The organism is Labrys sp. 22185 (assembly GCF_052045555.1).
Classification (GTDB): domain Bacteria; phylum Pseudomonadota; class Alphaproteobacteria; order Rhizobiales; family Labraceae; genus Labrys; species Labrys neptuniae.
In genome coordinates, this window is record NZ_JBQEPH010000027.1 from 46,911 (window position 1) to 67,486 (window position 20,576).

Here is a 20,576-nt window from a genome sequence, read left to right on the forward strand (position 1 = left end):
AAACTCTTGATTTCCCTTGCTTGCGAGAAAGGAAAGACGATGGCTATTACCCGACCGACCGCCATGCAGATTGTCGAGGTTGCTGCCGAGCTCGGCATGACCCTGTCGGCGGAGCAGGCGGCCGGCTATCTGGCGTTGATGCAGCCCAATTTCGACGCGTACGATATCGTCGACGCCATGCCCGACAACGTGCCGGCCGTGAAATATCCGCGTACCCCTGGTTATCGCCCCGGTCCCGACGAAAACACCTATGGCGCCTGGTACTACAAGAGCGTGGTCAAGGGCGCCGCACGCGGCAAGCTTGCCGGCAAAACCGTCGTGCTGAAGGACAATGTCAGTCTGGCCGGCGTACCGATGATGAATGGCGCGTCCACGCTCGAAGGCTTCGTGCCGAGTGTCGACGCTACCATCGTGACCCGCATGCTCGATGCCGGCGCCACCATTCTCGGCAAGGCCACCTGCGAGCATTTCTGCCTGTCGGGTGGCAGTCACACCTCGGATCCGGCTCCCGTCCACAACCCCCATAAGCCCGGCTATTCGGCCGGCGGTTCATCGTCGGGCAGTGCCGCGCTGGTTGCAGCCGGCGAAGTCGACATGGCGATCGGTGGCGATCAGGGCGGATCGATCCGTATCCCCGCATCCTATTGCGGCATCTATGGCATGAAACCGACACACGGGCTGGTGCCCTACACGGGTGTCATGCCGATCGAGACCACAATCGATCACACCGGCCCAATGACGGCGAACGTCAAGGACAACGCCTTGCTGCTCGAAGTTCTGGCCGGAGCGGACGGGCTCGATCCGCGCCAATACGCACCCAAGAAAGCGCCCTATACCAGGGCTCTCGACAGGGGCGTAAAGGGCCTGAAGATCGGGGTCCTGAAGGAGGGCTTCTCCACCGCCGGCATGCAGGCCGACGTCGTCGACAAGGTCAAGGCAGGGGCCGAGCGGTTCCGCGACCTTGGCGCTACGGTGGAGGAAATCTCCATTCCCGAGCATCCTCTCACGGCGGCGGTATGGCAACCGATCGGCCTGGAAGGCCTGACCGCCCAGATGATGTTGGGCAATGGCATGGGCTTCAACTGGAAGGGCCTGTACGATGTCGGTCTGATCGACGCCCACTCGGCCTGGCGCGAACGCGCAGACGATCTGTCTCCGACCCTTAAATTGTCTATACTCGTCGGCCAGTATTTCCTCACGCATTATCGTGGCCGTTACTATGCCAAGGCCCAGAATATCGCTCGCCGCATGAAAGCGGCCTATGACAGTGCCTTCGCCTCCTACGATTTGCTGCTGATGCCCACGCTGCCGATGAAGGCCACCCCCCTTCCGGCCTCCGATGCTCCGCTGGCCGAGATCATCGCGCGTGCCTTCGAAATGATCGGGACGACCTCCCAGTTTGACGTGACCGGGCACCCGGCAATGTCGATCCCGTGCGGCTTGAGCGAAGGGCTGCCGATCGGCCTGATGCTGGTTGCCAGGGACTATGGGGAGAGCACCATCTATCAGGCAGCGAGTGCCTTTGAATCGCTTGGCGACTGGAAGACGATGTGAGGTGTCGCCATGGTAACGATCACGGCGATCATTCGGGTCCGCAAGGGCTCGGAGGCGGCGATGCGGCAGGCGCTTCTGGAGGTTGCTGCCCATGTCGAAGCGCACGAGCCGCGAACCGTCAGCTTTTTCGTCTCACAAGATAGCAGCGATCCCGCCCTGTTCACGACCTATGAACGTTTCGTTGATCGGGCGGCGATGGACACCCACAACGGTTCCCCTGCCGTTGCCCGCTTCTTCGCCATCGCCAATCCCCTCCTGGAGGGAAAGGTCATGCTCGTCACCGCGGACGAAATCTCGGCAAAAACCTGCAGTGAAGCAAATGGTGTCAACGGTGGTCCAGGCCTGCTCTGAGCAGGCCTCCAACTGCAAAGATGCTTATTCCCGGCAGAGGAGACCGGCATTGAGCCAGGACAGGATCGGCCGCGTTGTCATTGGTGCCATCTTGGGCGATCGCGCCGAGGCCGCCATGGCAGCGCAACTACACGACATTGGCCATGAGGGAGGTTTGGAAACCCTGATGCTTGCCCCGGTCGACCTGCCGCGCCGACGCTTCCATGCAGTGACACAGGCCGGGACGCAGTGTTTCGTTCAACTTCCTCGGGACAGCATGCTGTTCGATGGCGCCGTGATCCACCTGGAGAACAGACGGGCAATCGTGGTGCATGTCGGCGAGCAGCGGTGGCTGCAATTGCGCCCCGCCGCAGGAGCTGAACTGGAACTGGGTTATCTGGCCGGCAATCTGCATTGGCGCGTCCGGTTCGAAGGCGAGACCCTTTTGGTGGCACTCGATGGCCCGATCGAGTCCTACCGGGCGCGGCTGCGGGATTTCTTGGATCGAGGCAAGGTGACTATCCTTGAGTGAAATCGAGAGACTGCTGACGGCTCTCCAGTGCGGGGACGGGCAATTCCCGGCGGGCGCTTTTGCCTTTTCCTGGGGACTCGAGTCCTTGATCGCCGACGGAGCGGTCCTCCGGGCCGACTTTCCCGCCTTTCTGCTGGGTCAGTTGGAGTGCCGATGGGCCTCGTTCGATCGCATCGTCGTCATCCGAGCCCATGAGGCGGCCTGGGATATCGGGCAATTATGCGAACTCGATGACTTCGTCGATGCGGCGACCACGGTGGATGCCGCCCGCCTCGGTTCGAAGCGCGCAGGCAGCGCCCTTCTGAGTACCCATCACCGGTTGGGGATTCCCAGCGCAGCTGCCTTCAGACAGGCTGTCACGACAGGCCGTGCTGCAGGTCATCTGGCTGTGGTTCAAGGTTGCGTGCTGGCCGGCCTCGGATTGGACCGCATGACGGCATTGACGGTTAGCGCCTACTCGACCGCATCGGCCCTCTCCACCGCGGCCATCCGGCTCGGATTGATTGGCCATCTCGATGCTCAGCGGGCCCTGCTCGCGGCCCGCCCCTTTCTGTCCGGCGCCATCCAGCGGGAAGATGCGGATCTCGATGGCGCCTCGAGCTTCGTACCGACCGCCGACATCGCCATGATGAGGCATGCCCTCCAGACCCAGCGGCTCTTTTCCAATTGACAAGGCAGCGCCATGAATCTGTCCCCGACCGAGATCGAGCGCCTGACCATTTTCATGGCGGCCGAATATGCCCGCAAACTACGCGCAGCCGGCATAGCTTTGTCGCATCCGGAAGCCGTGGCGCTGATCGCGGACGAGATGCTGTTCTCAGCCCGGCGAGGCCTGACCTACGAGGTCATCGTCGACATGGCATCCCGGCTTCTCACCACCGACGACGTCGAGGCGGGTGTCGCCTCCATGGTGGAATTCGTGGCGGTCGAAGCGAGTTTCTCAGAAGGCACCAAGATGGTGATCGTTTTTCGGCCGATCCAGCCAGGACAGAAGCCGGTGGCCGATCCGCTCGAGCCCGGCGAACTCATCGTGCCGGGCGGCGATATCGAACTCAATGCAGGCCGGGCCGCCATTACGATCGACGTCCTCAACACGGGCGACCGCGATATCCAGGTCCGCAGCCACAGCCATTTTTTCGAAACCAACAGGGCATTGGACTTCGACCGCGCGGCGGCCTTCGGTTACCGGCTCGACGTCCGATCGGGAGGCGGGGAGCGGTTCGAGCCGGGCCTGCGCAAGACCGTCACACTCGTCCCCATGGCAGGTGCTCGCATTGTGCGAGGCGAAGCCGGACTGACCAATGGCCCGCTGGACGACCCGGAGGTGCGGCGGCGGGCTTTCGCCGCGGCAAGCAGCCTCGGCTATCGCGGCATCTAGAGCAAAACGCGTTCAAGCGGAAACGCGGTTTGGCTCTGGCTCATCGTTCCGACGCGTCTTTGCGTTTCTCGCGAAGGACAAGGTGCTTCGGGCTTCAACCCACCAGGCGGGACCGTCATGGCAAGAATTTCACGGCGTGACTATGCAGATGCCTACGGTCCTACCAAGGGCGATATGGTCCGTCTCGGCGACACCACATTGCTCGCCGAGATCGAACATGACTACACCATCTATGGCGAGGAACTCACCACCGGCGCTGGCAAGGTGATGCGCGACGGTGAGGGCCTGCAGACCACCGGCACGGCTGCCTCCGGTGCACTCGATTCCGTCATCCACAATGCAATCATCATCGATGCCGTCCTCGGCATCGTGAAGGCGGATATCGGTATTCGCGACGGCCGTATCGCCGGTGTCGGCAAGGCTGGCAATCCGGACATCATGGCGGGCGTCGATCCGGCCTTGCGCACGGGCCCCAACACGACGATGTACCACGGCGAGCATATGATCGTGACCGCTGGCGCCATCGAGGCCCATGCGCATTTCCTATCGCCGCAGCAATGCGAGCATGCGCTGGCCGGCGGAACGACGACCATGATCGGTATGTCACCGGGACCGCATTTCGACACCAGTTGCGCGGGCCCCAATGTCGTAGGGCAGCTCATCCAGGCGGTCGATCATTCCTGCTTGAATTTCGGTTTCCTGGGACGCGGGGCTTCTGACCCTGGGGCTGTGGAGGAATCGGTGGCTGGTGGCGCTCTGGGTGTGAAGATCCATGAAGATCTGGGTGCCTCGGCCGCCGTGATCGATGGATCGCTGGTCGCGGCCGAACGAAATGATTTCTCGGTCAACGTCCATACCGACACAATCAACGAATTCGGCTTTTGCGAGGATACCCTGCGGGCAATAGCCGGCCGCACGGTGCACATGTTCCATACCGAGGGCGCAGGCGGTGGCCATGCGCCCGATCTGCTCGTGGTCAACGGTCAGCCCAACGTATTGCCCTCCTCCACCAATCCCACCAATCCTTTCACCGCCTATGCCCTCAACGAGGGCGTTCCCATGACCATGCTGGCCCACGCCATGAACTGGCGGCTGGCCGAGGATCTTGCCTTCGCCGAATCCCGTATCCGGCCGCAAAGCATGGCGGCTGAAGATTTCCTGCACGACATGGGCGCGATCTCGATCTTCGCAACCGACAGCCAGGGAATGGGGAGGCTTGCCGAGAATGTCGCAAAATGCTGGCAGCTCGCCTGCGTGATGAAACGGCGGGCCGGACGCTTGCCGGAGGAGACGACGGCCCGTGCCGACAATGAGCGGATCAAGCGCTACATCGCCAAGCTGACTATCAACCCGGCGATCGCCGCGGGCATAGACCCTCATGTGGGTTCGATCGAACCGGGCAAGATGGCCGATCTCGTCTTCTGGCCTCGCGCTTCCTTCGGCATCAAGCCACGCATGGTGATGAAGAGCGGCTTCGTGGCCTGGGCCGCGATGGGAGACGCCAATGCAAGCCAGATCGACAGCGAACCGATCATACAGCGCCCCATGTGGGGGAGCACCGGCATATCGCCTCAACATCTCGGGGTGACCTTCGTGTCCCGCCTCGCTTTGGAAGCGGATGTCCATCGCAAGCTGAAGGTCGCCAAGGCATTCGTGCCGATCCGCTCGGTGCGGGCCCTCACAAAGCGCAACCTTGTGCGCAATGACGCTTTGCCTCGCATCGAGGTGGATCCGAATACATTCGAGGTCCGGGCGGACGGGAAACTCCTGACCTGCGAGCCAACCTCGACCGTGCCGCTCAACCGGAGATATATGCTGCGATGAGTATCGGGGGCGCCGCGAGAGTCGGCATCGGCGGGCCGGTCGGCTCGGGCAAGACGGCGCTGCTGGAGCGCCTGGTTCCTATATTGCTCCGACGCGGGCTCGAGGTGGCCGTGATCACGAACGATCTCGTCACCCAAGAGGACGCCGAGCGCTTGCGTCGCACGGGTATTCTGGCGAGGGAGCGGATCCTGGCCGTGGAGGCCGGCGCCTGTCCGCACACGGTGATCCGCGAGGATCCGACGCTCAACATGGAAGCAGCCGATAGTCTCGATCGCGCTTTCCCCGGTCTCGACCTCATTCTGATCGAAAGTGGCGGCGACAACCTCGCCTCCACATTTTCGCTCGATCTCGTCGATTATTGGCTGTTTGTCATCGACGTGGCCGGGGGCGACGACATCCCGCGCAAACGCGGTCCCGGGGTGGTGCAGTCCGATCTGCTGATCATCAACAAGGTCGATCTGCATTCCTATGTCGGAGTCGATCTGCCTTGCATGATCGCGCAAGCGAGCACTGTGCGTGGTAATCGCCCGGTCCTGTGCACCAACTGCCGCACCGGAGAAGGCATAGATGCTGTCGCCGATGCAATCAGCAACGCTGTGCTGAGCCGCGAGCCTTGAACATCCCCGAAGCTCGACCGGTTCAACTCAATCTTGCCTTCGTGCGGGCGATCGATGGGCGCACGGTCCTCGCATCCCGGGCTGTGTCCTATCCATATTGTGTCACGGCCCCGCTACGCGCCGCGACGACGAAGACGGCGGCTCGCCTCATCCTGCAGTCATCCTCCGGCGGTCTCTATGCCGGGGAGCGCCTAGCCCAGACGATAACAGCCGGCCCACAGGCTCGCGTCGTCATCGAATGCCCGGCTGCGACCGTCGTACATGGGATGAAACCGCCGGCATTGGCCAGGCAGGTCCTTAGCATTGCCGTGAGCCGCGATGGTCAATTGCGCTACCTGTCTCGCCCACTGATCTTTTTTCCCGATGCCGCGCTGGAGCAACGGGTGGTGTTGCGCGCGTCAGCCGATGCGACGATCCTCTATCGCGAGGGCTTTTGCCTGCATGATGCCCGTGGGGGTGACCGGGCATTCCGCCAATTCCGAGGCTCTACACAGGTGCTGGATGAAAATGGCGTCTTGCTGGCGCTCGACCGGTCCGTGGTCGAAGGACCCCAAATTATCGCCGGCATTCCTGGCACGGGCGGAACTTTTCGTGCCTTCGGATCGATATACCTCATCCGGTCCGTGGACGAGGCCGAAGTCCTGCAGTTCAAGGGCGCACTCATGGCTCATTTCGCTGGCTCGCCCCTGATCTATGCGTCGGCCGGCGCGCTACGTCGTGGGTGCGGGCTCCTGGTCCGTGTAGCGGCTCGTGACGGCGGTGCACTTGCCGATGCTCTGGAAGAGATCACGGATCGCCTGGCAAATGTCTTCCTGGAACTCGATTGACCGCGCGAAGCCCAGCTTTCAGGTCTGAACCACGGGTGGGGTGGGAAATTCCATTCAATCGTACGGTTTCCCTCTCAAAGCTCAAGCAGATCCAGAGCAACCAATCGCCCTGTATGGTGGCGATGCAAGCATGCGCCGCGAGCATTCTCCCTTTGCCGGCGCGTGGGATTTACTTGGGCTATACCGTCGCACTCGGTGACCCGCCCGCTGACATCGATACGATTGTCGCCGCCAGTGGTAGCGAGAGCGGACCGCGAAGGGCCATTTCCAAACCGATCTGTTTGAATGGTTGAAGTCGCGCGCCGACGCGTTGGAACTGGCTGTCTCTCATCAACATCGTGAACATTGTGAGGCCGGCACGGACCAGAAGACGCCCTTTGAGATCGTGCATAAGTCAATTGCGTAATATCTCTCCGCGGCGGTCGCGGAGAAAGCCGTTAGACAATATGTCAGCGTTCTCGCTGGACAGGCTGGATTTCGCAGGGCGGGTCTGGGTGGGACAAAGTTGCCTCTCGCCGAGTGAGGATACTCGCCCGTCGAGGCAACAACTCTGGCGTCGATGCCGGACCGCTGATTTCCAACAATGCGCCAGCCGAGGTCGCAGAGCATATCACCAATGCAAACCCTGGGCGCTAGGGCAGGCTATGCCGTGTTGCGTATGGGCCGCAGTGCAAGTGCGCAAATCGCGGAAAATACGGCCATGAGAGCCATGTAGGCGGCAATTGGAACTGTGGCGCCGGCATATTCGGCAAGCAGCGTTGTCGCAAGGAGCGGTGAAAGGCCGCCACCGAGGATCGGACCGATCTGCTGCACGAGGGAGAGACCACTGTAGCGGATACGGGCGGGGAACAACTCGGAAAAGAATGCGCCCTGGGCCCCGAATACCGAGCCATGTCCGATGGCCAGCCCAAGAGCGATGGCCAGCCAGATCATCGTCGTGCTGGCGTTGTCGAGCATGGCGAAGAAGACGAAGGCCAGGGCAGCCTGAAACAAAAGGCCCGCTATATAAACGGTTCGTCGGCCTATGCGATCGGAGAGTGCGCCGAACAGGGGCAGCGTCAGGCATTCGAGGGCACATCCTACGAGTACGCCATTGAGGATGGTTTGGCGAGGAAGGCCGAGCGTATTGACGCAATAGGTGATGGCGAATACCGCATAGATATTGAACAGGCCACTTTCGGCGATTTTGGCGCCGATGCCGAGGATTACATTGAAACGATGGTCGCGAACGGCCTCCACGACGGGGAGGGCGGCCGTCTCCCCCTGTTCCTGGAGTCGCTTGAAAGCGGGCGTTTCGGAGATCTGAAAGCGGATGAAGAGGCCGATGCCGACCAGGACTATGCTGAACAGGAACGGCAGGCGCCAGCCCCAGGAAAGGAAGCTTTCCTCGCTCATCTGCGTCGAGAGGACGCCGAGCAAGGCAATGGGAACCAGGAAGCCTGCGGGGACGCCGATATGGACCAGCGAACTGTAGAATCCGCGGCGCTCGGGCGGGGCATGTTCGACGGTCATGACCATGCCGCCCCCATACTCACCGCCGATCCCGATCCCCTGGGCCAGGCGCAGGACGAGCAGACTGATTGGAGCCCATATCCCGATGGTCTCGTAAGACGGGACTAGGCCGATCAGGAAAGTGCCGGCGCCCATGATGATCATCGTCAACAGGAGCGCCGTCTTGCGGCCGATGCGATCGCCGAAATGACCGAACAGGATGCCGCCGATCGGGCGCGCGCAATAACCGACGAAGAAGGTGGCAAAGGCTGCCAGCGTTCCAACCAAGGCGTTGTCGCTTGGAAAGAATATCTTGTTGAAGACAAGAGCGGTCGCGGTCGCATAGAGCGTAAAATCGTAATACTCGATCGTATTTCCGACGGCGCTAGCCAGTGCTACCTTGCGCATGTCTCTGGCCTTGGTCGCCTGCGAAGAGATCGTTCGGCCCTCGGCTCGAGAATGTTTCGTCGCTGACGGTGTCGTCATTGCTTCCTCGCCATTGGTCTTTGTTGTTTTGGCCGCGCGCTCGGCGACTGGCTGCTTGATGTATGAATGAGCCTGATCTGAATTGATCTGGGCGGCGGCGGACTGCGCCTGCGCGCCCGCCGCCGATTTCCGGCAGCACAGTTCGATTTTTCTGATATCGAACTGTGCTGCAATTCTTCATCTTGGCTTGTCCTTGCGATTTGACGGGAGCCCGTCAAATCGCAAAACGCCTTAGACTTCCTCGTAGCGAAGGACGTTCTGGAGTTCGCGCTTGATGTTATCGAGCTGAGCCGGCGTCGTTGCCGGCATCGGCATGCGCGGCAAGCCGGCCTCCGTCCCTTGCAAGGCGATCGAGGTCTTGATGTTGGCGGGCAGGTTGTCGGCGTAGATCGCGTTCCAGAAGCGCAGCAGCGCCTCGTGGATCTCACGGGCTCGGTTGTGCTCACCGCGCTGGACGGCATTCCAGAGTGCAATGCATACGCCGGGAACAGCGGCCGGATTGGCGGCGATCGTGCCATGACAGCCGAGCGCGAACGAAGGATAGAGCAGCGCGTCAACAGCGGTATAGACCTTGCAGCCGTCCGGGATGCCGATCATCAGGTCGGCCATCGCCTTGAGGTCCCCTGCGCTCTGCTTGACGGCCTGGACGCCTGGCAGCTCCTTCATGAGGCGGATGAGCAGCGATGGACTCAGGTAGTTCCACGGCACCACGTTGTAGATGATGACAGGCACATCCGTCGCCGAAGTCAGGGTCTTGAAATGCTCGAAGGTGGCGTTGTCATCAGGCTTGAAGACATAATGGACGGGTGTCACCTGCAGGCCCTGGATCGACAGGTGCGAAATGGCCTGGGCGCGGCGGACGGCCTCACGGGTGGAATTGGCGATGATGCCGGCCAGGACCGGGATCTTCCCATCGACTTCTTCCACCGTGATTTCCATCAGGCGGACGAATTCCTCGAAGGTGAGCGTATGGCCTTCACCGGAGCTGCCGCCGACGCAGACGCCATGGACCTTCTTCTTCAGATTGAATTTCACGATGTTGCGAAAAGCGGCTTCGTCGATGTCACCGGATTTCGTGAAGGGGGTGACGATGGGAGGAATGATCCCCGTGACTGTGTCGAGATTCATAAGGTGAGTTCCTGTTTGACTAGAGGTTGGCCGTCGAACGGCCGATGCATCAGGGCGCACGCCAGGGATCGCTCCAGATGGAGGCGCCATGAAATTCGATTCAGTTGGGTGTTCGGGCAGGGCGCCTGCGCCCGAAGTTTCACAGACTTGTGGCGAGCGCCTCCATCCAGATCGCGACAGCCGCCGCACCACCATCCTGGGTTCCACGGGCTCGCTCACCCAAATAGCTGGCACGCCCGAGCTTGGCCGTCATATCCGCGGTCTTGCGGGCTCCGTCATTTGCCGCCCGGGCGGCCTCCCGCCAGGCCTGCGCCGGCGAAACGCCGTCGCCAAGCGACTGGACCGTCTGGAGGGCGGGATAGAGCGCATCCAACATGGTCCGATCGCCCTGCCTTGCGCCGCCGATTTCGCTGATTGCGGCAATTGCAATCGCCAGGGCTTCTCGGAAATCATGGGGAGAGAATTGATTGGCCTGCGCCAGATGACGGCCGGCCCGCGTCAGGGCAATCGCATAGAAGGGGCCGGAACTGCCGGCGATGGCGCGGCGCAAGGTGTTGCCGATAGCGACCATCGCGTTGGCCGGATTGATCCAGGCGCCTTCCGGCAGTGCACGAATGGCTTGTGCGCCACGGACCATGCTTGCGCCCAGGTCGCCGTCGCCGGCCTTGCTGTCAAGATCCGTCAGATGGGCCTCCTCCGCCTCGAGTGCATCGGCGACGGCCAAGCCGAGGCGACGCAGCTCTCGTGGGTCGAAGTGACCTGCCTCGCCCAAGGGAGCCTCTGCATCCGTGGAGGCGGGAGCGGCAATCAGATGAGGAAAACCCGTCGTCTCGCCACCGCGTGGCCAAGCCGTAGCAGCGGTGGTGGCATCCAGCCGCTCGGCGTCGCCCGGGCGCATGTCGAGAAGCGAGATCGAGCAGCCCGGCATTTCTATGGCCGTGAGAAAATTGCCGGACCAAGCTCTCTCTATGCCGATGCCCCGAGACTGCAAAGTGGCGAGGGCTCGTCGGGTCACGATGGACAGTTCCATGGGCGGCGTTGCGCCGAGGCCGTTGACAAGCAGGGCTACCCGAGCGCCTGCCTCGAGTGCCATGTCGCGGACGAGCTGATTGACGATACGATCGGTAAGGGCGTCGGCAGGCAGCAATCCGACGCGCTCGACGCCCTTTTCGCCGTGGATGCCGAGGCCGAGTTCGATCTCGTCCTCGCCCAGCGTAAAGCCGGCCTTGCCGGCGGCAGGAACGATGCATGATCCGAGCGCAACGCCCATCGTGCCGATGCGGGAGGCCGCCGACCGGGCGATATCGGCGACTTCCGCCAGGCCCTTGCCTTCGGCAGTGGCAGCGCCTGCGATCTTGTGGACCAGGACTGTGCCGGCGATGCCACGGCGGCGTTCACGGGCGACGATGCCAGATAGGGCAACATCGTCGGCGACCACGACGAGCTCCGTCGGGATGCCCTCGATGGCGGCAAGCTCGCCGGCAAGGCCGAAGTTCAGGCGGTCGCCGGTGTAGTTCTTCACGATAAGAAGGGCGCCGGCGGGGCCGGCCGTGGCGCGGATCGCAGCGAGGACCGCGTCGACGCTCGGGGAAGTGAAAACCTCGCCCGTCACCGCCGCCGTCAGCATGCCGGGCCCGACATAGCCGGCATGGGCTGGTTCATGCCCCGCACCCCCTCCCGATATCAGGGCCACCGGTCGACCGGCCGAAGCCGGCAGGTCGGCGCGGATCACGACATTCTCACTGTCCAGCAGGGCAAGGCCCGGTGAGAGGGCGACGATGCCCTCCAACATCTCCCTGACGACATCGGCCGGTCTGTTGATGAGCTTCTTCAAGATCGTTTCTCCTCGCTATTGGTCTTGAAGGAACAGCGCCAGCCTTTGTGCCCCCTCCTCGATGAGGGCGGGATCGACGGCAAAGCAGACTCGCAGGAAGGATTCTCCACCCGGACCGAACGCTGATCCGGGAGCAACCCCGACACTCGCTTCCTTCAGGATCCGGCGTGCCATGTCGTAGCCGCTGTTCATCCCATGGACGGCAAAAAAGAAGTAAAATGTTCCTTCGGGCCAAAAGACGCGAACATTGGTGAGCTTATCGAGGGTGGAACAGATGATTTCCCGTCCCCTGGCCGACCGTTCGACCAAAGATCTGATGAAGTCATCTCCATCATCGAGAGCCGCGATGGCGGCATGCTGGCTGAAGGTCGAGACGCTGGTGGTGTTGTACTGGCTCAGATTGTCGAAAATCGTCGTCATGCCTTCTGGATAGACCAGCCAGCCAATCCGCCAGCCTGTCATGCACCAGTTTTTCGAAAAGGTGTTGGTGACGATCAACCGATCGCTCGGCTCGGTGATCTGCAGGAAGGACGGAGCCAATCCGCCGCCATAGGTGAAATGGGCATAGACCTCGTCGGAAACGATCCAGAGACCTCTGTCCCGCGCGAAATCACGGACAGCCAGCATCTGTTCGCGGGGCATGATCCAACCCGTCGGGTTGGAGGGGGAATTGATGGCGATTGCACGGGTCTTCGGCGTTACCGCAGCGAAGAGATCGTCGAGCTCCAGCTTGAAGCCACCCCCTTCCACGGTGCGATAGGGCACCGGAACAACTTTTCCCCCCAGAATGCCAATGATCTCGATCAGGTTCGGCCAGGCTGGGACCGGAACGACCACCTCGTCACCCGGGCTCAAAATGGCCTGCATCGCCTGCATGATGGCTTGGACGCCGCCGGCGGTGACGCTGAAACGCCCTGCGCCGACATCGACCCCGAAGTGGCGCCTGTGATAGCGATCGAGCGCTTGGCGCAGCGCAGGTACGCCCGTGGAATAGGTGTAGCGCGTGTGACCGGCGGCAAGGGCTGCAACAGCGGCTTCCCGGACGAATGCCGGCGTCGGAAGATCACCCTCACCGATCCACAGCTTGATGACATTGGGATCCTCACGCGCGAGATCGGCGATATCGCAGATCTGGTTGAGCTCGATCCTGCTAATCCGCGCTGGGGTGCCCGATGCTGGCCATTCGGCCGCCCGATAGTTCATAACGTCTCTCCTTGAGCAGCGATTGGATACAGCTGCGCATTGCGCCCAGATCGGTACCGCGAGGCAGCCGGGGCAAAATTTCAGAATTCTTTATGGGTGCGGTGTGTCGATCGTCGCGATCTTGGGTGCTCGATCGACACGGCTTCGCTGTATCGTCTGCGCCCTCCCGTCAAGCGCATGGTTTGGCTTTAATTCCGTATTGCGGAATATAAATTTAATTCATATTCACTTAAATAAAAATTCTGCAATCCGTCAACATGTGTATTGAATTTTGTTTGATTTTATGTGGTTATCAGTTTGCGAATATATAATATTCCGCAATGCGGAACAAATGGAGCGGGAGCTGGAAATGAAGAAACTCGCCTTGATCGCGGCGGTCGCCATGTTGGCCGTAACAAGTCAGGCATCGGCGGCAGATGACCCCAAAGGCGCGATCGGGGCGATCCTCGAAGCAAAGAGAATCGTCATCATGAACGATCTGTCGGCGGCGCCCTGGCAGTTTCGTGACGCGAATGGGAATGCCGCCGGCTTCTCGATCGACCTTGACCGCATGATCGCCGCCAAGCTCGGCGTCGACCTGCAACTGAGAAACGTCGAGTGGGCGGGCTTGATCCCCGGCTTGCTGACGCGCAAATCCGACATCCTAGCGACCAGCATGACGGTGACGCCGAAGCGGGCCGAGCAGATTCTTTTCACCAAGGAGAGTTGGTATTCCACGGGGGTCGTCGCGATCGTGCGGCCTGAGGCTGAAAATATGTCCTGGGAGGATCTCAATCAGTCGGGCAAGAGGATCGCGGTCAAGGCCGGCACGAGTGCGGTCGACATCGCCAAGCAGTTCTTCGCCAAGGCCGAAATTCAAAGCTATCCCAACGACACCGACACGTATCAGGCTCTGAAGACCAACCGTGTCGACGCAGCGCTCAACGATCTCGCCGTATTGGGGGTCGTTCGTAAAGAGTATGGCTTCGTCTCCTCCAAAACGCCGCGCGAACTGATCAGCCAGGATAACTGGGCCTTCGCGGTTCGCCCGAAGGATGTCGCCACTCAGCAATATCTGGATGCCTTCCTGTCGGAGATTAAAAAGGACGGACGGCTCGAGGCACTACGCGCTTATTGGGTCGATAGCGAGGCCTGGAAGAAGGACTTCCTGGAGAAGAACAGCAGCGTGTCCGAGGAGAGAAAGAAGCTCGTCGATAAACTCGGGATCGGCGCCTATGTGCCGGAAAGCGGCAGCGGCAACCGCATGACTCTCCAATAGAGCTCGTCGTCGATCGGGCGCCCGTTAGCACGCAGGACGGGCGCCTGTCGCCGCTTTTCGATCAAGGAGGGAGAAAGCCGCCATGGCGTTTTTTGAGGCGCATGATGTCAATCTGCATTTCAAGAGCTTCCACGCATTGCGTGGTATCTCCGTCTCATTCGAGAAGTCTGATGTGCTGGTTATCTGCGGTCCATCGGGCTCAGGCAAGAGCACGTTCATTCGCGCCATCAACAAGTTGGCTGGACCGCTGTCGTCGGGCCGGTTCCTGCTGGAGGGCCAGGATCTTGGGGGCATGCCACGCCGCGATCTCTATCGCAGGGTCGGCATGGTGTTCCAGCGCTTCAACCTGTTTCAGCATCTGACTGTCCTGGACAATATCGCCCTGCCGCAAAGGCGCGTGCTCCGGCACTCCCGCAAGGATGCCATCGAACGTGCCATGGGGCTCCTGAAGCGTGTCGGCCTGAGCGACAAGGCCGCTCGCTACCCCGCTCAACTGTCGGGTGGCCAGCAACAACGCGTCGCCATCTGCCGCGCGCTCGCGATGGAGCCCGAGTTGTTGCTGTTCGATGAGCCTACCTCCGCACTCGACCCGGAAATGGTCGGCGAAGTGCTGCAGGTCATGAAGGACCTGGCGGCAGCGGGGATGACCATGGTCGTCGTGACCCACGAGATGGGGTTCGCCAAGGAACTCGCCACCGAGATCACCTTTCTCGATGGCGGCCGGATGGTCGAGAAGGCTCCGCCCTCGGCGTTCTTCAGCCAGCCCAGGCAGGAACGGACCCGCCTGTTCCTCGACCAGATCCTTCGTCACTAGGCCGGGTGAACATGATCTCCAATGCATACGACCTATTCTGGCAGTACCGCGATGTTTATCTGACTGGCATTCGCAACGCTCTTTCGGCTGCCGCATTCGGATTGGTGCTGGCGCTGGCAATAGGGGTGTTGGCCGGTATCGCCCGCTACAGCTCGCGCGGCCTGCTTCGGGGCGTGGTTGCCGTCTATGTCTCGCTGGTGCGCAACACGCCGCTGCTCGTGCAGGTCTACTTCATCTACTTCGGCTTGCCCGCAATTGGCATAACCCTGTCTGCTTTTTCTACCGGCGTTCTCGCCCTGACGTTCAATTCGGGCGCCTACATTGCCGAGATGGTGCGCGGAGGGCTGAACGCCATTCCCAGAGGGCAAACGGAGGCAGCGCTCGCGCTTGGACTACGCCGGCGCATAGTGCTGTACCGGGTCCTCCTGCCACAGGCAGCACCGACGATCCTGCCGGCGATCACCGGGCAGTTCGTGCAACTGGTCAAGGATACCTCGCTGCTCTTCACGATCGCCGTTCTTGAAATCACGAAAGCGGCCGATGACGTCGGCAACGAGAGCTATCAGTTCCTGCCGGCCTATCTCGTGAGCTGCGTGATCTATATCGCCCTGTGCGTCGTGCTGAACCTCCTGTCGGACGTCTACGAAAGCCGCGCCGGCTTCTCCAAGCACAAACGGGCATAACTCATGAGCAATATCCTTTCCGTTGCGCTCGATGCGTTTCAGCTCATCCTGACGGGATTGCCGATCGTTCTGTTCCTGGCATTCGCCGCATTTTTCCCGGCACTCGGCCTTGGCATCGCCGGAGGACTCCTTGCATCCTCCCCTCTCGCGATCGTGCGGTTTTTGATTGGCGTTTATGTCTACTTGTTCCGCAGCACGCCGTTCCTGATGTTCATTTTTCTTGTTTACTACGGGCTTCCGGAATTCGGCCTCGACATTGGTCCTGTCACTACCGCCGTCATCGCTCTTTCGCTGTCTCACGGTGCCTACATGACCGAGATCGTCCGGGGCGGCCTGCTGGGGCTGGACAAAGGCCAGAACGAAGCGTCGGTGGCTCTCGGGTTCAGTCTGTTCCAGCGCCTGCGGGACATTACGCTGCCGCAGACGCTGATGGCGATCATTCCCTCGCTCCTTGGCCAGATTATCCTGATCATCAAGGATACTTCGCTAGTCTCCGTCGTCGGGATCAGCGAGATTGCAAGGCTCGCCAAGGAGGTGGTCATCCGCACCAACCAGCCCTTCATCGTTTTTACCATTCTGGCTCTCACCTACTTCGTCGTCTGCTTTTCCTTGGAGTTCGTTGCACGCAAGTTGGAAGAAAAGGTAAGACGGATCACATCAGGGCATTAAAAGTGGGATAATGACATGGATGCGCACGCAATATTCCAGGAAGCTCTCAGCCCCGAAACTTCAGCGGCTTCGGAAAGCCGGGATGCGGGTGCCAAGTCGCTGCGCAAGATGGCTCTCGTCCTCGATGCTTTTTCCCGCAGTCGGCCGAGTATGACCATTGCTGACCTTTCGGAAGCCACCGGTCTGCCTAAGACCACGATCCACCGTATCGTCACCTCGCTCCGGGAGGTCGGTTTGCTCGATCAGGACGGGCGGCGCCAGGGATACCGGCTCGGCCTGAGGATGTTCCATTATGGCAGCAGTGTCCTGGCCAGCCTCGATACGCCCACGCGTGCCCATCCTCACATCGCCAAGCTTCAGCAACTGACCGGCGAGATCATTCACTTCCATATTTTCGACGGGCATCAGATGGTCTGCGTCGAGCGAGAACAGATGATCGCCTCGAGCATGACGACGCTGCAGGCCGCGCCGACCTATTGCACCAGCGTGGGCAAGGCGTTTCTGGCGTTTCAAGACGAAAGTCTCGTCAGGAAGATCGCCGGGGAGGGGCTGCACGGCTACACGGTTCGCACAATCACGCATCTCGACGATCTCCTGTCGGAATTGGCGCGCATCCGGGTGCAGGGCTTCGCCATCGACAACGAAGAAATCGAGGTGGGGGTGCGCTGCATCGGTGCCCCTGTTCGTGACTCCTCGGGCAGGGTGTTCGCGGCGGTCAGCGTCTCCGGTCCGGTCGATCGCATGCCGGATGGCCGTCTAGCAGGGTTGGCACCGGTGGTTATCCAAACTGCGAATGAGATTTCCCAAGCGCTTGCCGAGTAGCCCTGTGGAGGCGGCTAAGTAATATTCTGGGATCTCAACATTGGCAGGCCATTCCACTCGTCGGCGGTGACAGATCAGGCGTTGGCGAGAAGCGCCTCTACGAGCAATGGATCGCGAAGCGGCGAGGATGGGTATAATGCGCAGAAGTTGAAAGAGCATTTTGACTCTTGGATGAGTTCCCGCAGCACGCCACCGTTGTAGAACTCCTGACTTCCACGGCGCACAACGACCTTGGTTTTCACCGGTCGCTGTGCATAGGCCCAGTCAACTCAGCTGTGATGTAGGTGGTTCTAAGTCGTAGTATGTCGAGGGAAATCGCGTTTTCGGGCGCTGTGGCGTGTCGCAGCGTCGGACTTGGTTGCGGGCCCCCGCAACCAATTCTGTCATAAGTCACTCGCCATCTGGGTCTAACGGCTCGGGTGGCGTTTTGCGTTCGGGATGCGCTCCCAACAACGAGATCACTTCGACATAGAAGTTCGAACCTCTTCCGGCGCATCGTCTCGGGTGACGATGCGAACTTTGTCTACTCCATAGTCCTCCAAAACCCTCTCTTGCAGGAATCGAGGCTGTTTCGCGCCGGTGCCGGTGCAAGCGAACGTATTCGTTGGCTGTCGAGCGCGCGATGAGGCAGGCGACAAGGCCTCGGTACTTAGGGACCAGCGCACTGTCTCTCCTACCGCAGAAAAACATGGGGGCCGCGAAGCCCACCAAGTCCAATGGGCTCAAGAAAATGGAAACAGGAGGATGAGTACTGACTTGAGGCCGACCACGACATTGCGAACAGCATTTAACTGGGGATGCCCACGACTTTCCCTCTTGATCCTGCGACCGGTCCCAAAATGATGGCGGGCACCTCGGCAAGGCTGGAGATTATATAATCTGGTCGAATCAATGCCTCTTCCGGCGTCCAACGTGGCCGAAATCCGCCCGGAAAGTAGATTGTCGATAGCCCCGCATCTTTCGCCGGTTTGATATCCCGGTCGAGTTGATCACCAACCATATAAGCCGGCGCGAGAGCGCGGGTCAGAGAAAGCACCCGCTGATACAGTTCAGGCGTCTTGCGGCCTTCAATGATCCGATCGAAGAATCTGGCGAACTCCAGAAGATCGGCGATCCGCTCAACTTTAGCTTTAGCTCCTTCAGTCACTATCAGCAACAGGCAGCCCAATTGCTCAAGCATGTTGAGGGCCACCTCCGCGCCGGGACGAGGTTGTGGTGTCGCCACCAGATCGTTTAAGAAGCGCTGCTCAATTGTGATGACATCACCATCGGACAAGAGATAATTCTTTCCGCCACGCCATGCTGCTCGGGCTGCTTCCTCGGCCTTCATGCCGCGCAGCGTCAATTCAGTCGCGCGAACCAATAGCTGCGGCGGGTATCGCAACCCCGCATGATGGCGAGCCGCGATCGCCTAGTCTATACCTCGAACAAAAGAGAGGCGGTCCAGGTCAGAAACTGCGATGCCAGCCGCGGATTCAACGGCGGCAAGCAGAGCAAGCTGCGCATGCGCAAACACCGAATCCGTGTCCCACAATGTATTGTCAGCATCCAGGAAGATCGTGGTAGGCGACAGCAGACATCGTGTTCTTTGCGTCCATTAGCGAGAAGGCAGCATAGGCTGCTGACGCGAAATCTGGCCGCCTCAAAATAATGGCGCAGCCCACTTAACAAGTATGGTTCATCAAGCTCGATAGACTGTTGCTCGTGCTTGTTTTGATGTCTGCAGTAAACTGCTACCTCCTTCCGTGACGTCGCCGTGAAATGCGACAGCAATATGTCATCCCCTCAAATTTGCCATATTGAGACTCGCGACCTGATTTCCTAGCTTGGCGTGGCGTGCAGGGGGCTGCGCGCTGGAATCGCTAGGGGCCGGGAATGCTTGGGACTGGAAGTGGGTGTCTGGGAACACCCGATTTGCAGCGTGTGCTTTCAGCACGTACGGTTTGTTCTCTTCCTCGACCTCGCTCAGGCTACAATTGGGCAGATGCTTTTCGGGTATTTGTAGGCTCTAACCCGAGCAGAGCTGGGGTCAGCTCGGTCTTGCTTGCGACCAGGAAGATCCGGGACAAAAAAGAATGAGTGCTGCGGTATAATATTCTTTTTAAGCTCTATTTTAGTCCTTTTCATTCAAATTCAGATGTTCACGAACATGTTGTCGTTTTCGGCATTTTCCTCGCGTGCGTCCGCTGGGCGCGTGTCGTTGCGGGTCCTGATGGTTGCGGGTGGCCTGATCGGTGCGCTGGCACCGTCAGTCACGGCTCAGGGCCAGTCGGGTTCGGGCAGCTCCGGCAATCCGGCGGCGATGGGCGGGGCGCCGGTGGCGGGAGCGCCTTCGGTTCCCACCTCCGATCCGACGATCATTCGTCCGGCCTCCTCGTCCCAGCCCGGCATCAGCACGAGCCAGCCACCGCTGTTGCCCGATTTGATGCGGGTGGATCCGGCTGCGGCGGGTAAGACCGCTGGATCACAGCGTGGCACGGATGGATCGGGCAGTGGCACGGGCGCCGGTCTTTCGAACAAGCCGGAGAGCCAGGCGGGGACATCGACGGCCAAGGGAGCGTCCGGCAGCGAGAGCGGGCAGCAGGCCAAGGACGGCACAGGCGAAGCGGCGACGCCGGCGGAAGGCGCCGCGGAGGCGCAGGCCGAGAGCCTGTCGACGATGGCGGCGACGGCGGCGGCGAGCGACACGCCTGGGGACGATCCCCTGAAGGCGATCGCCAGTGCCAGCGCGCTGGCGACCAAGGCCGAGCCTGCCAGTTTCAACGGCTCCTTCACGCAGTCTGTGTCGATCGCGGTGCCGGCCTATCATGGCCTCGAGCCCAAAGTGTCGCTGCGCTATGATTCCAATGCCGGAGCGCGGGCGGGAGGCTATTGGGCCGGCCTTGCGGGCGTGGGCTTTTCCTTGTCGGGCCTGTCGGACATCACCCGTTCCTCGGCGGTGGGCGGGACGCCGCGCTATGCGGATACGGACGAGTTCGTGCTGGACGGCGACCGGCTGGTGGCCTGCACGGCGGGGATGACCAGCCCGGCCTGCACCACGGGAGCGGCCGGGGACGGGGTGAGCTACTACGCCACCCGGGTGGAAAGCTTCGTGCGGGTCAAGCGCATCGTGAGCGGGACGACGAC

Annotated in this window: 19 protein-coding genes; 14 read left to right on the plus strand and 5 right to left on the minus strand. The window is 60.9% G+C overall.

The genetic code is table 11. The features are described from left to right. The first annotated feature begins 39 nt into the window (after window positions 1-39). From ACTJKX_RS30775 to ACTJKX_RS30810, 8 genes are all read left to right on the plus strand, one after another. Window positions 40-1,554, plus strand: coding sequence for an amidase (locus tag ACTJKX_RS30775; protein WP_394315090.1), 1,515 nt, complete (start codon window positions 40-42; stop codon window positions 1,552-1,554). A gap of 9 nt (window positions 1,555-1,563) precedes the next feature. After that, entirely contained in the window at window positions 1,564-1,905 is a 342-nt protein-coding gene (locus ACTJKX_RS30780) for a putative quinol monooxygenase (protein WP_394315089.1), read from the plus strand. Window positions 1,906-1,954: 49 nt separating this feature from the next. Then, the gene (locus tag ACTJKX_RS30785) at window positions 1,955-2,416 is read left to right on the plus strand and encodes an urease accessory protein UreE (RefSeq protein ID WP_394315088.1); all 462 of its coding nucleotides are present in this window, start codon (window positions 1,955-1,957) and stop codon (window positions 2,414-2,416) included. After that, window positions 2,409-3,086, plus strand: a complete 678-nt coding sequence (locus ACTJKX_RS30790; protein ID WP_440727592.1) for an urease accessory protein UreF — start codon at window positions 2,409-2,411, stop codon at window positions 3,084-3,086. Before ACTJKX_RS30785 ends, ACTJKX_RS30790 begins: the two co-directional genes overlap by 8 nt. Window positions 3,087-3,098: 12 nt before the next feature. After that, entirely contained in the window at window positions 3,099-3,794 is a 696-nt protein-coding gene (gene ureB / locus ACTJKX_RS30795) for an urease subunit beta (RefSeq protein ID WP_440727593.1), read from the plus strand. 117 nt (window positions 3,795-3,911) lie between these two features. Continuing rightward, window positions 3,912-5,618: an urease subunit alpha gene (gene ureC / locus ACTJKX_RS30800; protein ID WP_440727594.1), complete on the plus strand. Its 1,707-nt coding sequence runs from the start codon at window positions 3,912-3,914 to the stop codon at window positions 5,616-5,618. Beyond that, window positions 5,615-6,235, plus strand: a complete 621-nt coding sequence (gene ureG, locus ACTJKX_RS30805) for an urease accessory protein UreG (RefSeq protein WP_440727595.1) — start codon at window positions 5,615-5,617, stop codon at window positions 6,233-6,235. Before ureC ends, ureG begins: the two co-directional genes overlap by 4 nt. An 83-nt stretch (window positions 6,236-6,318) precedes the next feature. Continuing rightward, entirely contained in the window at window positions 6,319-7,062 is a 744-nt protein-coding gene (locus ACTJKX_RS30810) for an urease accessory protein UreD (protein ID WP_440727606.1), read from the plus strand. A gap of 642 nt (window positions 7,063-7,704) precedes the next feature. On the opposite strand, the gene ACTJKX_RS30815 is transcribed toward ACTJKX_RS30810, so the two are convergent. The 4 genes from ACTJKX_RS30815 to ACTJKX_RS30830 all read right to left on the minus strand — a co-directional run bounded on the left by ACTJKX_RS30815 (window position 7,705) and on the right by ACTJKX_RS30830 (window position 13,204). Then, complete coding sequence (locus tag ACTJKX_RS30815) at window positions 7,705-8,961, minus strand: MFS transporter (protein ID WP_394315082.1); 1,257 nt, start codon at window positions 8,959-8,961, stop codon at window positions 7,705-7,707. 309 nt (window positions 8,962-9,270) lie between these two features. Then, window positions 9,271-10,167 carry a dihydrodipicolinate synthase family protein gene (locus ACTJKX_RS30820; RefSeq protein WP_394315081.1) on the minus strand — a complete coding sequence of 299 codons (897 nt, stop codon included), beginning with the start codon at window positions 10,165-10,167 and terminating at the stop codon, window positions 9,271-9,273. Window positions 10,168-10,306: 139 nt separating this feature from the next. Continuing rightward, window positions 10,307-12,001, minus strand: coding sequence for a dihydroxyacetone kinase family protein (locus ACTJKX_RS30825; RefSeq protein ID WP_440727596.1), 1,695 nt, complete (start codon window positions 11,999-12,001; stop codon window positions 10,307-10,309). A gap of 15 nt (window positions 12,002-12,016) precedes the next feature. Next, on the minus strand, window positions 12,017-13,204 hold the full coding sequence (locus ACTJKX_RS30830) for a pyridoxal phosphate-dependent aminotransferase (RefSeq protein WP_440727597.1): 1,188 nt from the start codon (window positions 13,202-13,204) through the stop codon (window positions 12,017-12,019). A 349-nt stretch (window positions 13,205-13,553) separates the two neighbouring features. Here ACTJKX_RS30830 and ACTJKX_RS30835 point away from each other — a divergent pair, with 349 nt between their 5' ends. The 5 genes from ACTJKX_RS30835 to ACTJKX_RS30855 all read left to right on the plus strand — a co-directional run bounded on the left by ACTJKX_RS30835 (window position 13,554) and on the right by ACTJKX_RS30855 (window position 17,450). Further along, entirely contained in the window at window positions 13,554-14,462 is a 909-nt protein-coding gene (locus ACTJKX_RS30835; RefSeq protein WP_440727598.1) for a substrate-binding periplasmic protein, read from the plus strand. Window positions 14,463-14,544: 82 nt separating this feature from the next. After that, window positions 14,545-15,276 (plus strand): amino acid ABC transporter ATP-binding protein, encoded by a 732-nt coding sequence (locus ACTJKX_RS30840; RefSeq protein WP_440727599.1) that lies wholly within the window; start codon window positions 14,545-14,547, stop codon window positions 15,274-15,276. An 11-nt stretch (window positions 15,277-15,287) separates the two neighbouring features. Beyond that, on the plus strand, window positions 15,288-15,959 hold the full coding sequence (locus tag ACTJKX_RS30845; protein WP_440727600.1) for an amino acid ABC transporter permease: 672 nt from the start codon (window positions 15,288-15,290) through the stop codon (window positions 15,957-15,959). 3 nt (window positions 15,960-15,962) lie between these two features. Next, window positions 15,963-16,628, plus strand: coding sequence for an amino acid ABC transporter permease (locus tag ACTJKX_RS30850; RefSeq protein ID WP_440727601.1), 666 nt, complete (start codon window positions 15,963-15,965; stop codon window positions 16,626-16,628). Window positions 16,629-16,643: 15 nt separating this feature from the next. Then, window positions 16,644-17,450 (plus strand): IclR family transcriptional regulator, encoded by an 807-nt coding sequence (locus tag ACTJKX_RS30855; protein WP_440727602.1) that lies wholly within the window; start codon window positions 16,644-16,646, stop codon window positions 17,448-17,450. A gap of 787 nt (window positions 17,451-18,237) precedes the next feature. On the opposite strand, the gene ACTJKX_RS30860 is transcribed toward ACTJKX_RS30855, so the two are convergent. Beyond that, entirely contained in the window at window positions 18,238-18,795 is a 558-nt protein-coding gene (locus ACTJKX_RS30860) for an HAD family hydrolase (RefSeq protein ID WP_440727603.1), read from the minus strand. A gap of 849 nt (window positions 18,796-19,644) precedes the next feature. Here ACTJKX_RS30860 and ACTJKX_RS30865 point away from each other — a divergent pair. Beyond that, window positions 19,645-20,576 (plus strand): SpvB/TcaC N-terminal domain-containing protein (locus ACTJKX_RS30865; RefSeq protein WP_440727604.1); only part of this gene is annotated, 932 nt, incomplete at its 3' end.

What these genes read in the sequence shown, in the direction of transcription:
- ACTJKX_RS30775 (WP_394315090.1), top strand. Translation starts at nt 40, where the DNA reads ATGGCTATTACCCGACCGACCGCCATGCAGATTGTCGAGGTTGCTGCC.
- ACTJKX_RS30780 (WP_394315089.1), top strand. Translation starts at nt 1,564, where the DNA reads ATGGTAACGATCACGGCGATCATTCGGGTCCGCAAGGGCTCGGAGGCG.
- ureB (WP_440727593.1), top strand. Translation starts at nt 3,099, where the DNA reads ATGAATCTGTCCCCGACCGAGATCGAGCGCCTGACCATTTTCATGGCG.
- ureC (WP_440727594.1), top strand. Translation starts at nt 3,912, where the DNA reads ATGGCAAGAATTTCACGGCGTGACTATGCAGATGCCTACGGTCCTACC.
- ureG (WP_440727595.1), top strand. Translation starts at nt 5,615, where the DNA reads ATGAGTATCGGGGGCGCCGCGAGAGTCGGCATCGGCGGGCCGGTCGGC.
- ACTJKX_RS30815 (WP_394315082.1), bottom strand. Translation starts at nt 8,961, where the DNA reads ATGCGCAAGGTAGCACTGGCTAGCGCCGTCGGAAATACGATCGAGTAT.
- ACTJKX_RS30820 (WP_394315081.1), bottom strand. Translation starts at nt 10,167, where the DNA reads ATGAATCTCGACACAGTCACGGGGATCATTCCTCCCATCGTCACCCCC.
- ACTJKX_RS30830 (WP_440727597.1), bottom strand. Translation starts at nt 13,204, where the DNA reads ATGAACTATCGGGCGGCCGAATGGCCAGCATCGGGCACCCCAGCGCGG.
- ACTJKX_RS30835 (WP_440727598.1), top strand. Translation starts at nt 13,554, where the DNA reads ATGAAGAAACTCGCCTTGATCGCGGCGGTCGCCATGTTGGCCGTAACA.
- ACTJKX_RS30840 (WP_440727599.1), top strand. Translation starts at nt 14,545, where the DNA reads ATGGCGTTTTTTGAGGCGCATGATGTCAATCTGCATTTCAAGAGCTTC.
- ACTJKX_RS30845 (WP_440727600.1), top strand. Translation starts at nt 15,288, where the DNA reads ATGATCTCCAATGCATACGACCTATTCTGGCAGTACCGCGATGTTTAT.
- ACTJKX_RS30850 (WP_440727601.1), top strand. Translation starts at nt 15,963, where the DNA reads ATGAGCAATATCCTTTCCGTTGCGCTCGATGCGTTTCAGCTCATCCTG.
- ACTJKX_RS30855 (WP_440727602.1), top strand. Translation starts at nt 16,644, where the DNA reads ATGGATGCGCACGCAATATTCCAGGAAGCTCTCAGCCCCGAAACTTCA.